Below are 12,410 nucleotides of genomic sequence, written 5' to 3'. Positions count from 1 at the left end.
GCCGGCGCACCCCGAGAGGGGCGTGCGCCATCCGTGGGGCGCACGCCCCTCTCGTCGTATTCGGCGTACCGAATTCGCCGTTCCGTTGGGCACAGTGGGGCATACACCCCTCCTCGTACGCGTTACGTGTACGGGGAACCCACCCCTTCCTGACACGGAGGTGTGCTCAATGGCCGGTGCTGCCCAGAGGATCGTCGCGCTCGCGGAGCAACTGCTCGGGGAACCGCTCCCGGTCAGGGTGCGGGCGTGGGACCACAGCGAGGCGGGGCCGCCCGGAGCGCCGGTGCTGGTCGTACGCAGCCGTCGGGCGCTGCGCCGGGTGCTGTGGCGGCCCGGGGAGCTGGGGCTGGCGCGGGCCTGGGTCGCCGGTGACCTCGACGTCGAGGGCGATCTGTACCAGGCGCTCGCAGTGATGGCCGGACTGCTCTGGGAGCGGGACGAGGGGCCCGGCGCCGTGCCGGACAACACCGCTGTGCCCGGCGCGGGTTGGGCGCGCGGCGCGCTGTCCCTGGCGCGGGACCCGGCGGCGCGGCAGGCTGCCGCCGAGCTGCTGCGGCTGGCCGGGCCCGGACTGCCGCCCCCGCCGCCCGCCGAGGAGGCCAGGCGCCGCACCGGACTGCGCCACACCCTCGGCCGGGACCGCAAGGCCATCAGCCACCACTACGACGTGGGCAACGACTTCTACGAGCTCGTGCTGGGCCCCAGCATGGTCTACTCCTGCGCCTACTGGCAGCCGGACGGCACTCTGGAGGACGCCCAGCGCGACAAGCTCGACCTGATCTGCCGCAAGCTCGCCCTCCGCGAGGACCAGCGGCTGCTGGACGTCGGCGGCGGCTGGGGCTCCCTCGTACTGCACGCGGCGCGCGAGTACGGCGTACGCGCCGTCGCCGTCACCCTCTCCCGCGAACAGGCCGCCTACGGCCGCAAGCGGATCGCCGAGGAGGGGCTGACGGACCGGGTGGAGATCCGGGTCCAGGACTACCGGGAGATCGAAAAGGAGGAGGCGGCGCGAAGCGCCTCGGACAGGGGCGGTGGTCGGGCGACGGGCGGGCCGTACGACGCGATTTCGTCCGTCGGGATGGCCGAGCACGTGGGTGCGGAGCGTTACCGCGAGTATGCCGACAGTCTGTACGCGCTGCTCAAGCCGGGCGGGCGGCTGCTGAACCACCAGATCGCCCGGCGGCCCCTCGCCGACGAAGAGCACTACGAGGTGGACCCGTTCATCGATGCCTACGTCTTCCCCGACGGTGAGCTGGCCCCCATCGGGCGGACGGTGGGGCAGCTGGAGCGGGCGGGTTTCGAGGTGCGGGACGTCGAGTCGCTGCGCGAGCACTACGCGCTGACGCTGCGCGCCTGGGTACGCAATCTGGAGGCCGACTTCGCGCGCGCGGCCCGGCTCACCACGCCGGGACGCGCCCGGGTCTGGCGCCTCTACATGGCGGCTTCCGCGTTGGCGTTCGAGCGCAACCGGATCGGCGTCAACCAGGTGCTTGCCGTCAAGACCCCCGAATCCGGCGCCTCGGGACTGCCGCTGCGTACCCGTGAATGGACAGCGGACGCCCGCGCCGAGGCCGCCGCGGAGGGCTGATCCCGGCGAACGGGACAAACGCGAACGAGGCGCAGGCGAACGAGGCGCAGGCGAACGAGGCGCAAACGAACGAGGCGCAGTCGAGCGCGACAAAGGCGAGCGCGACAAGGCGAACGCGAAAACGGGGTGGGGTAGGGGCCAGACCAACCCCTGCCCCACCCCGGTCGGGGTCCGGGGGCCACCCACCAGGGCCCCGGGGGCTCACTCCGTCTTGATGGCGGCCAGCATGTTGAGCCGGGCAGCGCGCCGCGCGGGCCACAGGGCTGCGAGGACGCCCACCAGCGCGGCCAGTGCGAGGAAGATACCCATACGCCCCCACGGCAGGACGAGCGAGTAGGTCTCCAGCGAGCTGGAGATCAGCTCACCGGCGGCCCAGCCGAAGAAGACTCCGAGGCCGATCCCGAGTACCCCGCCGAAGAGCGAGATGACCAGCGACTCCAGCCGCACCATCCGCTTGACGCCGCGCCGGTCGAGACCGATGGCGCGCAGCATCCCGATCTCCTGGCCGCGTTCGAAGACCGACATGGCGAGCGTGTTGATCACGCCGAGCACGGCGACGATGACGGCCATCGCGAGCAGCCCGTAGAGCATGTTCAGCAGAATGTTGATCATCTGCGCTATGCCCTCGGAGATGTCCTTCTTGTCCTGCACGAGCACCGCGGGGTTGTCCCCGAGCTGCTTCTCCAGGGACTTCTTGACCTGGTCGGTCGCGCCGTCCTTGGTCTTGGCCAGGACCTGCATGTCCGCGACCTTGGCCATGTGCGGGGTCACGGTCTTGTTGTCGACCATGATCCCCTTGATCATCTCGTTGCCCTTGTAGAGCCCGGCGACGGACAGTTGGGCCTTCTTGCCGTCCTGGTACGTCACCTGGAACCGGGAGCCGACCTTCCAGCCCTTCGCCTCGGCCGTTTTGGTGTCGACGACGACCTGCTTGCCGCCGCTGATCCCGGACCAGCCGCCCTTGGTGAAGTCGAGCGAGGTGAGCTGGGCGATGGCGGAGCCGTTGACACCGGTCAGATACTCCGTGTCGCCGTCGATCTTCGCCCGTGCGTTGCGCAGCGGCGATGTGGCGGTGATCTCGTCCGACCGGGCCAGCTTCTTCTCCACCTCCGGCGAGAGCGGGGTGAAGTTGGCCATGGAGACGGTGTAGTCGGCCTTCAGCGAGTCGGAAGCCATCTTGTCGATGGCCTGCTGCACACCGCCGGCGATCACCGTCAGTCCGGTGATCAGCGTCAGCCCGACCATCAGCGCGGAGGCGGTGGCCGCCGTACGGCGCGGATTGCGTACCGCGTTCTGCCGGGCCAGCTTGCCGCTGACGTTGAAGAGCCGCAGCACCGGGGCCGCCGCCGCGATCAGCGGGCGGGACAGCAGCGGGGTGAGGACGAAGACGCCGATCAGCAGCAGTCCGGCGCCGGCGCCCATCGGGGCCTTGCCGCCGTCCTCCATCCTGGTCGCCATCAGCACCAGCACCGCACCGGCGGCGGACAGCAGCGCGCCGATGGTGTTGCGGACGATCAGCGAACGGGTCGTCGCGGGGGCGTGGATGCTGCCCATCGCCGCCACCGGCGGGATCTTGGCCGCGCGCCGTGCGGGCAGCCAGGCCGCCAGGACGGTGATGACGACGCCGACGGCCAGCGAGATGACGACCGTGGACGGTTCGATCACCAGCGGCCCGTCGGGCATGGTGCCCATCTTGCCGATCAGGCTTCGCAGTCCGGCGCCGATGCCGACACCGGCCGCCATTCCGGCCAGGCCCGCGACGGTGCCGACGACCAGCGCCTCGATCAGCACCGAACGGGTCACCTGGCGGCGGCTGGCCCCCACCGCACGCAGCAGCGCCAGCTCCTTGGTCCGCTGGGCGACCAGCATGGTGAAGGTGTTGGCGATGATGAAGATGCCGACGAACAGTGCGATCCCGGCGAACGCCAGCAGGCTGGTCTTCATGCCCGACATGCCGTTCTCGATCTGCTCGGACTCGTCGTCGGCGAGCTTCTTGCCGGTGACGGCCTCGGTGCCGGAGGGCAGCATCTTGGCGGCCTGCGCCTTGAGCGCGGCCTGCGAGACGCCCGGCTTGGCCTGGAGCGAGATCTCGGTGTACTCACCGGGCTTGGCGAACAGCCGCTGCGCGGTGGCGTTGTCGAACAGTACGAGGGTGCCGCCCGCGGCGACGCTGCCGTCGTCCGTGGTGTAGATGCCGGTGACCTTCTCCTTGCGCACCGGGCCGTCCACCGACATCCGGACGGTGTCGCCGACCCGGTAGCCGGTGCGCTCGGCGGTCTTGGCGTCCAGCGCGATCTGGCCGGGGGCGCGCGGCGCCGCGCCGTCCTTCATCGGGTAGCGCGGGTCGGTGCCCTTGCCGTCCCGGCCGGCGTAGTAGTTGGCGCCCTCGGTGGAGAAGCCGTCGCCGACCAGCTTGCCCTTCTTGTCGGAGAGGGCGGCGAAGCCGGAGACGACGCCGGTGGCCGACTTGGCACCGGGCAGCTGTTCGGCCCGGTCGAGGGTGCGCTGGCTCAACGGCGAGAGGGAGCCCCGGCCTTCGGGGGCGTCGCTGTTGTCCTGGCGGATGGAGACGTCGACGTGCGCGTAGCCCTTTTCGGAGCTCTTGTGGAACGCGTCGGAGATGGTCGAGGTGAACACCAGGGTGCCGGAGACGAAGGCCACGCCGAGCAGCACGGCGAGCATGGTCATCAGCAGCCTGGCCTTGTGCGCGAAGACGTTGCGCAAGGCTGTTCGGAGCATGAGGAAGTCCTGGAGGGTCCTTCTGCGAGAGGTGGTCAGCCGGTGGCGGGAGGCCGGCCGCGGAGCGAGTGGGAAATCGGATGCCGAAGCGGATGCCGAAGCGGGTGGTGCGGGCACGAGGGCGGCGCATGGTCACGCGAAGCTCGTAGGTCACCGAAGTGCGGACGTTCACCGAGCGCGTGCAGGCACTGCTGCGCGCTCCGGCACTGATGCGCGTAGCGGCTCACGCGCGCACGGGCTCACTTGCGTACGGGCTCACGGCTCACGTGCGTACGGGTGCACGTGACGTCCGGGCGCACGCGCTACGTGCACTGAAGCGCGTACGGCGCCAAGTGGTGCCGGAAGGCGCGGGCGAACCGAGCTGGTGCGCCCGGCTCAGCTGGTCCGGGCCCTGGCGTCGAAGGATTTCATCCGCTCCAGCACGCCCTCGGCGGTCGGGTCTGCCATGTCGTCGACGATGCGCCCGTCGGCGAGGAAGACGACCCGGTCCGCGTAGGCGGCGGCCACCGGGTCGTGCGTCACCATGACGACGGTCTGGCCCAGCTCGCGCACGGAGTTGCGGAGGAAGCCCAGGACCTCGGCGCCGGAGCGGGAGTCCAGGTTGCCGGTCGGCTCGTCCCCGAAGATGATCTCCGGCCGCGAGGCCAGTGCACGGGCCACGGCCACCCGCTGCTGCTGGCCGCCGGAGAGCTGGTTGGGCCGGTGCTTGAGCCGGTCGGCGAGGCCGACGGTCTTGATGACGCGGTCCAGCCACTCCTTGTCGGGCTTACGGCCCGCGATGTCCATCGGCAGCGTGATGTTCTCCATCGCGTTCAGCGTGGGCAGCAGGTTGAACGCCTGGAAGATGAAGCCGATGCGGTCGCGCCGCAGTTGGGTCAGCTTCTTGTCCTTCAGCGCGGTCAGTTCGGTGTCGCCGATGCGGGCGCTGCCGCTGGAGATCGAGTCGAGCCCCGCCATGCAGTGCATCAGCGTGGACTTGCCGGAGCCCGAGGGGCCCATGATGGCGGTGAACTCGGCCTGCCGGAACTCGACCGTTATCCGGTCGAGGGCGACCACTTTGGTCTCGCCCTGGCCGTAGACCTTGGACAGGTCCGTGGCACGCGCCGCGGCGACGCCGCTGCTCATCTGGTCGGCGGGGGCTCCGGGGTACGGGCCGCCCGCGGTGTGGTGCTGACGGGTGGTGGTCGTCACGGCGCGGTGCTCCTGTCGGACGTCGGTCGGGTGTGGAAGACGGAACTTTCCATGTGCCTCCATCGTTCCGTGGGATCCGCGCGGCTGGATCCGTCCCGGCTCTTGTTTCCGGGACAGCCTTCGGAGGTAGCCAATGGGCCCACGGTCATCCTTGGGTATGACAGCAGACCCTGAGACGGCCGAGGGAGCTGCGGCCGCAAAGGTCACCGGCATATGACCCTGGTGGACTTGGGACGCGAACGCGCGTGACTGAACGGCGACTTTCCGTCATTCCTGGCGAGCCGGACGCGGAGGGGAGACCGCTGCGAAGTGGTGCATGTGACACTGATGGCCCGTCAGTTGCCAATAAAATAAGACAACATCGGTCTGCCGATCCGCTGTTCGGGGGATGACCCTGGATAGGCTCGTCCCACGCCCTGGGGAGGGCCGTCTGCGCCCAGCGGCGTACGACGCGGTCCAGGAGCCGGTGCCCGGATGGTGGAATGCAGACACGACGAGCTTAAACCTCGTTGGCCCTAAGGGCCGTGCCGGTTCAAGTCCGGCTCCGGGCACCACCTGCCGCCTGGGGCGGCCTCCGCGCCTTCACCAGTGCTCCTGCAGGACACCAGCAGGCATTCCGGCTGAAATTCAACTCTCCTTCAAGCCTGTTTTCTCATTGCTGCGGATATTATGAACCGCTGCCTTTCGCCGCCGCGGGGCCTGGCACGAATGCCGGGCGACTCCACGGAATCCGCAGCCGGGGGCGCACGCGTGCACTCGTACGGGATCCCGGGATCCGGGATCCGGGCGCGCGGGCTCGGCCGGCCGGTCAGCGCGTCTCGAGGCGGAGGCGGAGCTGTTTCTCCTGGTCGCCGGCGACCTCCAGCACCTCCACCACGCCGAACGCCTCCAGCAGTACGCGATGCAGTCGCTCCACCGCGTACGGGGAGCCCTGGAGCTCAGCCGTCACCGGGGAGCCGAGGGCCACGGCTACCGGGCGTCCGCTGTCGCGTGAGACGTCGAAGCGCGACAGCCAGACGTTCGCCTTGCGGCCCTCGGGCCGCAGCTCCGCCCAGTCCGAGGGGAACAGCCCGCTCAGCACCCCGAAGACCGCCTCGGCGTCCTCGCAGGCACACCCGCTGAGCTCCACGGATACCTCCATCTCCCCTTCGGACATCTCCGCCGTCATGGTGCGGGCCTCCCTTTCTCGCGAATTCGCTCCAGGGCCCAATATCGGCCCGCAGGTACCCGTTCGGCGTGATCCCAACCGGCGATTCGCGCGCCCGGTGCGGCGCGCGTGCCCGAGCGGCCGTGCCACAGCGGTGAACGTGCCACAGCGGTGAACGCCCCGGCGATGAAGAAGAGTGCGGGGAATGGTCCGTATCCGCAGGTCCCCACCAACGTCCAGGAGGTACTCGATGACAGCCCCCCGAACGCTCGCGACCGTCACCGTCAGCCTGCCCGTCGCCGAGCGCATGACGTCGTACACCTTCTACCGGGACGGGCTCGGCCTGGAGGCTGTCGGGAAGCTCGCCGAGGACGGGGTGCCCGAACCGCTGCGGTTCATCGTCAACGACGGGCTGCGGCTGATGCTCATCCCCACCGGCGGCTTCGACTGGGTCACCGGCGACCACACCGTCGCGCAGCCCGGGCAGAGCGAATGTGTGCTGGCCGTGCCGGTCGCCGAGGAGCGCGACGTGGACGAGATGGTCACCCGCGCCGTGCGTGCCGGTGCCCGGACGGTCAGCGAACCGGCCCAGCAGCCCTGGGGCTACTCGGGCGCCTTCGCCGACCCGGACGGCCACATCTGGCTGATCCAGGCGGGGACGGCGGGCGGGGGTCACTGAGCCGCTCGGCCGGGAAAGCGGTTCGGGCCGCCGCCGAGAAGTGGTTGAGGGAGGGCGCCGCCCGCTGCCACGGTGAGCCGGTGATCGACCCTGGACTCTCCGGACGCACCGTGCTCGTGACCGGGGCCGTGGACGGGAACTGGTCGAGCGGGTCGTCCCGCAGATCTTCCGCTGCGCCGGGTGGGGCTGCCGGACGGCATCGCGGACGCGGTGGTCTTCCCCGCCTTCCGCCAGGCCCGCTTGATCACCGGTCAGGTGCTGCAGGTCGCGGGCGGGCACGCGCTCTGACGCCGTATCCGACGCCTGCCGTCCACGTGGCGTCCCACGCGTGCTGTCCACTGGCGTCGGGCGCCCGCCGTCACCGGCGTCCGACGCCCCTGTCCACGTGCCGGAAATCACTGGGGCGGTGCCGCGGGGCGCTTCTAAGCTGCGGGGATGACTCCCAGCACGCTCGCGGGCCCCGCTCCCGCCGCCGTTCCCGCACCCCCGCTCGCCGCCCGTGCCGCCTCGGTCGGCTCCTCGCCCGTACGGGAGATCCTGGCGCTCACCCAGCGGCCCGAGGTGATCTCCTTCGCCGGAGGGCTGCCGGCGCCCGAACTCTTCGCCGCCGAGGCGATACGGGCCGCCTACGACCGGGTGCTCGCGGAGCAGCCGCAGCGCGTGCTCCAGTACTCCACCTCCGAGGGCGACCCGGCGCTGCGCGGGGCCGTGGCGCGGCGGCTGGCGGCGCGGGGCCTGCCGACCGGGCCCGACGAGCTGCTGGTGACGACGGGTTCGCAGCAGGCCCTCACCCTGCTGGCGACCACACTGCTGGAGCCGGGCGACACGGTGCTGGTGGAGAACCCGACGTATCTGGCGGCGCTGCAGTGCTTCGGTTTCACGGGCGCGCGCGTGGTGCCCGTCCACGCCGACGACGAGGGCGTCGACCCGGTGGCGCTGGCGGAGGTGGTCGAGCGTGAGCGGCCCAAGATGCTCTATCTCATCCCCACCTTCCAGAACCCGACAGGGCGCACCCTGCCGCTCGCCCGCAGGCAGGCCGTCGCGGAGGTCGCCGCGCGGTACGGGATGTGGATCGTGGAGGACGACCCGTACGGGGAGCTGCGGTTCGAGGGCGAGCACGAGCCGTGGGTCGCCTCGCTGCCGCAGGCCGCCGACCGCACCGTGCTGCTGGGCAGCTTCTCGAAGGTGATGGCGCCCGGACTGCGGCTCGGCTGGCTGCGCGCACCTGAGGCACTGCGCCGTGCCTGTGTCATCGCCAAGCAGTCGCTGGATCTGCACTGTTCCACCGTCGATCAGGCGGCGGCCGCCCGCTATCTGGCGGACAACGACCTGGACGCCCATCTGGCCCGGGTCCGCGACGCCTACCGCGAACGCCGTGACGCACTGCTGGACGGGCTGTCCGCCGCCCTGCCGCCCGGCAGTACGTGGAACCATCCGCAGGGCGGCATGTTCGTGTGGGCCCGGCTGCCGGAGGGCCACGACGCCACGGAGCTGCTGCACGAGGCGGTCGCCAAGGACGTCGCCTACGTTCCTGGCGCGCCCTTCTTCGCCGGTACGCCCGACCCGGCCGCGCTGCGGCTGTCGTTCACCACGCACACCCCTCAGGAGATCCGGGAGGGGCTGCGGCGGCTCGGCGAGGTACTGCGGCCGGCCCCGGAGTAGCCGTCCGGGCCGGGCGCGTGCCGGGCGCGGGGGAGCGCGAGGGCCAGCAGCGCGATGACGGCGAGCACGCCCGCCATCGTGACGAACACGCGCTCGTGGCCCGTCCCGTCAGGACCGGCAACGGCGGAGAGCGCGGCCAGCCCCAGCGCGCCGCCGAACTGCTTGGAGGTGTTCAGCAGTCCGGAGGCCGCACCGGCTTCCCCGGCAGGCACCCCCGCGGTGACCACAGCGGTGGTGGGCGTGACGAACACCGCGCTGCCCAGCGAGAACACCACGGCAGGCCCCAGCACGCCCGCCACGTACCCGCTGTCCGCCGTCACCGTGCTCTGCCACAGGAAACCGCCCCCGCACACCACGGCACCGCTGAGGATGAGCGTGCGGTGCGCGAAGCGGCGCATCAGCCGTGGCGTGCACCACACGGCGACCGCCGCGCCGATCAGCGTGTGCGGCAGGAAGCCCAGTCCGGTACGGAGCGCCGAGTAGCCCAGCACGTCCTGCATGTAGAACGTGAGGAAGTACCAGACGGGGATCTGCAGACAGGCGCCGGCCAGCAGCACGATGGTGTTGCCCACCGCGACAGTGCGCTGCCTCAGCAGTCGTGGCGGGATCAGCGGCTCGGACGCCCACCACCGCTCCACGGCGAGGAAGACGACCAGCGCTGCTGCTCCGCCCACCAGCGCCCACACGGTGGCCGGGTCGCCCCATGAGGCGTGCTGGGTACGGCTGACGCCGAAGGTGAGCGCGGCCATCCCGACGGTCGCGGCGAGCGCTCCTGGCAGGTCAGGACGGCGGCGTTTCCGCTGTCCGCCGGTGCGGTGGCCTTCGCCGTCCAGGGTGCTGTCCGTGTCGCCGTCCAGGTCGCCGTCCGGGAGGAAGCGCAGCGCGGACAGCAGGACGGCACATCCCACCGGTACGTTGACGAGCAGCACGGCGCGCCAGGAGAGGGCGTCGGTGAGTACGCCGCCGAGGAGGTTCCCCGCGGCGCCGCCCACGGACGAGACGGCGGTCCAGACCGCCAGCGCCCGGCTGCGGCGCGGCCCTTCGGGGAAGGTCGTGGTGAGGACCGTCAGTGTGGCCGGTGCCAGCACCGCGGCCCCCAGCCCCTGCGCCGCCCGCGCGGCGACGAGTACGCCAGGTCCTGTGGCCAGCCCGCCGGCCAGGCTGGCCACGGTGAAGAGGGCGAGACCGGCGACGAACACCCGGCGGTGGCCGAGCAGATCGGCCAGCCGGCCGCCGGGCAGCAGCAGCCCGGCGAAGGCCAGCGCGTAACCGGTGGCGACCCAGGAGAGTCCGTCCGCGGTCGCGAACCCGAGTGCGTCCCGGATCGCGGGCAGCGCGACGTTCACCACGGAAACGTCCAGCACCACCATGAACTGCGCCGCACACGCCAGCACCAGCACGGGCGCCGCCCTGGACGTCATGGGCTCCTCCTCGGGGCGCCCCGTAGGAGGGGCCATTGGGTGAGCTTTTCAATGTGTTCGTATCGTAAAGCCAGCCAGGGGATTTTTTCAATGTGGCAATATTGAAAAGCGCGCTGCGCGGCACTGCCGGGACGCCGATACGACGGGACGGCGAGACAGCGGGACAGCAGAACGGCGAGACTGTGAGACCGCGCGACCACGAAAGGAAACGGCGGACATGCCCCGGACGAACACCCGCTCCCGCAGCGGTACTCGCGGTCCCGGTCTCCACCACGACCGGCGGCGTGCCGAGATCGCCGACGCGGTGCTCGACGTCGTCGCCGAGCGCGGGCTGCCCGCCGTCTCCCTGACCGAGGTGGCCGCCCGTGCCGACGTCTCGCCGGGCAGGGTCCAGCACTACTTCCCGGCCAAGCGGCAGCTGATCGAGGCCGCCTTCGACCGGGGCAACGCGCGCAGCGAGGCACGCATCCGCTCCCGCCTGGGCTGCGACCCCGACGAAGCGGCGCCCGATGAGGTGCTGGCGGTGGTGCTGGACGAGCTGATCCCGTACGACGACGCCTCGCGCGCCCACCTGAGGGTGCGTCACGACTTCAACGCACGCGCACTCGCCGACCCGGCGATCGCCGACCGGGTGCGCGCGCTGCACGCCGGTCTGCACCGGCGGCTGGCGGCGTGCCTGGTCCGGTGCCGCCAGGCCGGCAGCCCGCCGCGGGAGGGCGAGCCCGAGGCCACGGCCGTCGCGCTGGTCTCCCAGGCCGAGGGCCTCGCCTATCACGTCCTCCTCGGAACGGCGCAGGCCGACACCGCCCGGGCCACGGTGCGCAGCGCCCTGCAGGGGGCGCTCGCGCCGTAGTTCCGCCGCGCACGCGCGCGTGGATCGGCCTCGCCCCGCGCCACCCGCTTCAACAGCGCTGTCGTCGAGGAGTTCCGCGCCAGCTCCGGCCGGGTCGGCGGCCCGTTCGCCGGGGGGCGACCTGCTGTTGCTGACAACGCGCGGCGCCCGTACCGGCCTGGAGCAGACCTCACCGCTCGCTTTCGTACGCGACGAGAGCGGCCACCTGCTCGTCGTCGCCTCGGCGGGTGGCGCGCCCCGCCATCCCGCCTGGTAGCACAACCTCCTCGCCCACCCGATGGTCCGCGTGCAGGTCGGGACCGACTTCTTCGGCGCCGTCGCGGTGCCCACCGAAGGATCCGCGCGGGAACGGCTCTTCGCTCGGCGCAGAAGTACCCGCACCTCGCCCCGGCGCTGGAGCGGCTGCGTGCCGAGCACCGGACGGTGGACCGGATCCGCAGCGAGCTCGAAGCGCACCTCGACTACGAGGAGGAGGTGCTGATCCCCCCGCTGTCCGAGTTGCCGATGCCCTGACCCGGCGGCCGCAGCCGCGCGCCGACGCGGCCCAGCGCGCGGGCGACGACATCGAGTTCGTCCTGCTCCAGCACATCGATCAGGGCGGCGCGGACGGCGGCCACATGACCGGGGGCCGCGGCACGCAGCGTGTCGCGGCCCTCCGTGGTGAGCACGGCAAGGACGCCGCGTACATCGGTGGGGCAGGAGCGGCGCTCGACCAGGCCGCGCTTCTCCAGCTGGCCCACCTGGTAGGTGAGGCCGCTCTTGGACGTGAACAGGCCGTGTGCCAGATCGGTCATCCGGACCTCGCCGTCGGGCGCGTCCGCGAGCCGCACGAGGATCTCGTACTGCGCATGGGAGAGCCCCGCGTCCTCCTTGAGCTGCTGCTCCAGATGGCGGGAGACCCGGCTGGTGGCTTCCAGGAAGCCGTGCCAGGCCGCCATTTCCCGCTCATCGAGCCACCTGGTTCCGGCCATGGTGGCCATCCTACCTGGTTGTTCAAATTCGAACCTCTTGTTACGGTCGGGGCTCGGTCGTTCAAATCTGAACTGGGCCTGAACCGGCACCTGAACTCATATCCGAACCCGAACCCGAACCGACCCTGAACAACCTGAACAAGCCGTCCGGCCCGTCCA

9 protein-coding genes, 1 tRNA gene and 1 pseudogene are annotated in these 12,410 nt (G+C 71.2%); 6 read left to right on the top strand and 5 right to left on the bottom strand.

Annotation, left to right across the window (positions count from 1 at the left end; genetic code table 11):
- Positions 1 to 169: 169 nt before the first annotated feature.
- Positions 170 to 1,588 (top strand): SAM-dependent methyltransferase, encoded by a 1,419-nt coding sequence (locus tag ITI46_RS01935; RefSeq protein WP_209237499.1) that lies wholly within the window; start codon positions 170 to 172, stop codon positions 1,586 to 1,588.
- A gap of 201 nt (positions 1,589 to 1,789) precedes the next feature.
- On the opposite strand, the gene ITI46_RS01930 is transcribed toward ITI46_RS01935, so the two are convergent.
- Both ITI46_RS01930 and ITI46_RS01925 read right to left on the bottom strand, forming a co-directional pair.
- Positions 1,790 to 4,327 (bottom strand): ABC transporter permease, encoded by a 2,538-nt coding sequence (locus ITI46_RS01930; protein ID WP_209237497.1) that lies wholly within the window; start codon positions 4,325 to 4,327, stop codon positions 1,790 to 1,792.
- A gap of 375 nt (positions 4,328 to 4,702) precedes the next feature.
- Positions 4,703 to 5,452: an ABC transporter ATP-binding protein gene (locus ITI46_RS01925; RefSeq protein WP_209237517.1), complete on the bottom strand. Its 750-nt coding sequence runs from the start codon at positions 5,450 to 5,452 to the stop codon at positions 4,703 to 4,705.
- A gap of 534 nt (positions 5,453 to 5,986) precedes the next feature.
- Here ITI46_RS01925 and ITI46_RS01920 point away from each other — a divergent pair.
- A tRNA-Leu gene (locus ITI46_RS01920) sits at positions 5,987 to 6,072 on the top strand.
- Positions 6,073 to 6,326: 254 nt separating this feature from the next.
- On the opposite strand, the gene ITI46_RS01915 is transcribed toward ITI46_RS01920, so the two are convergent.
- Positions 6,327 to 6,686, bottom strand: a complete 360-nt coding sequence (locus ITI46_RS01915; RefSeq protein WP_209237495.1) for a hypothetical protein — start codon at positions 6,684 to 6,686, stop codon at positions 6,327 to 6,329.
- A gap of 229 nt (positions 6,687 to 6,915) precedes the next feature.
- On the opposite strand from ITI46_RS01915, the gene ITI46_RS01910 reads away from it, so the two are divergent.
- Together ITI46_RS01910 and ITI46_RS01900 are read left to right on the top strand one after the other, a co-directional pair.
- Entirely contained in the window at positions 6,916 to 7,344 is a 429-nt protein-coding gene (locus ITI46_RS01910; protein WP_209237493.1) for a VOC family protein, read from the top strand.
- A 435-nt stretch (positions 7,345 to 7,779) separates the two neighbouring features.
- A complete protein-coding gene (locus ITI46_RS01900; protein ID WP_209237491.1) occupies positions 7,780 to 9,006 on the top strand; it encodes an aminotransferase-like domain-containing protein in 1,227 nt (408 codons plus the stop codon).
- Here the strand turns inward: ITI46_RS01900 and ITI46_RS01895 are convergent.
- Entirely contained in the window at positions 8,946 to 10,427 is a 1,482-nt protein-coding gene (locus ITI46_RS01895; RefSeq protein WP_209237490.1) for an MFS transporter, read from the bottom strand. The two genes, ITI46_RS01900 and ITI46_RS01895, sit on opposite strands and share 61 nt — an antisense overlap.
- 217 nt (positions 10,428 to 10,644) lie before the next feature.
- On the opposite strand from ITI46_RS01895, the gene ITI46_RS01890 reads away from it, so the two are divergent.
- Both ITI46_RS01890 and ITI46_RS01885 read left to right on the top strand, forming a co-directional pair.
- Positions 10,645 to 11,280, top strand: coding sequence for a TetR/AcrR family transcriptional regulator (locus ITI46_RS01890; protein WP_209237488.1), 636 nt, complete (start codon positions 10,645 to 10,647; stop codon positions 11,278 to 11,280).
- Between the two features lie 42 nt (positions 11,281 to 11,322).
- Positions 11,323 to 11,641 (top strand): annotated as a pseudogene (locus ITI46_RS01885) (nitroreductase/quinone reductase family protein); the annotation flags it as partial.
- A gap of 100 nt (positions 11,642 to 11,741) precedes the next feature.
- On the opposite strand, the gene ITI46_RS01880 reads toward ITI46_RS01885, so the two are convergent.
- Positions 11,742 to 12,251, bottom strand: a complete 510-nt coding sequence (locus ITI46_RS01880; RefSeq protein WP_209237486.1) for a MarR family winged helix-turn-helix transcriptional regulator — start codon at positions 12,249 to 12,251, stop codon at positions 11,742 to 11,744.
- Between the last annotated feature and the right edge of the window lie 159 nt (positions 12,252 to 12,410).

The organism is Streptomyces oryzae (assembly GCF_017676365.1).
Taxonomy (GTDB): domain Bacteria; phylum Actinomycetota; class Actinomycetes; order Streptomycetales; family Streptomycetaceae; genus Streptomyces; species Streptomyces oryzae.
This window is presented reverse-complemented; position numbering and strand designations above follow the sequence as displayed.

Excerpts from the sequence above, each read along its gene's own strand:
- ITI46_RS01935 (WP_209237499.1), top strand. The coding sequence starts at position 170 with ATGGCCGGTGCTGCCCAGAGGATCGTCGCGCTCGCGGAGCAACTGCTC.
- ITI46_RS01880 (WP_209237486.1), bottom strand. The coding sequence starts at position 12,251 with ATGGCCGGAACCAGGTGGCTCGATGAGCGGGAAATGGCGGCCTGGCAC.
- ITI46_RS01890 (WP_209237488.1), top strand. The coding sequence starts at position 10,645 with ATGCCCCGGACGAACACCCGCTCCCGCAGCGGTACTCGCGGTCCCGGT.
- ITI46_RS01895 (WP_209237490.1), bottom strand. The coding sequence starts at position 10,427 with ATGACGTCCAGGGCGGCGCCCGTGCTGGTGCTGGCGTGTGCGGCGCAG.
- ITI46_RS01930 (WP_209237497.1), bottom strand. The coding sequence starts at position 4,327 with ATGCTCCGAACAGCCTTGCGCAACGTCTTCGCGCACAAGGCCAGGCTG.
- ITI46_RS01915 (WP_209237495.1), bottom strand. The coding sequence starts at position 6,686 with ATGACGGCGGAGATGTCCGAAGGGGAGATGGAGGTATCCGTGGAGCTC.
- ITI46_RS01925 (WP_209237517.1), bottom strand. The coding sequence starts at position 5,452 with ATGAGCAGCGGCGTCGCCGCGGCGCGTGCCACGGACCTGTCCAAGGTC.
- ITI46_RS01900 (WP_209237491.1), top strand. The coding sequence starts at position 7,780 with ATGACTCCCAGCACGCTCGCGGGCCCCGCTCCCGCCGCCGTTCCCGCA.
- ITI46_RS01910 (WP_209237493.1), top strand. The coding sequence starts at position 6,916 with ATGACAGCCCCCCGAACGCTCGCGACCGTCACCGTCAGCCTGCCCGTC.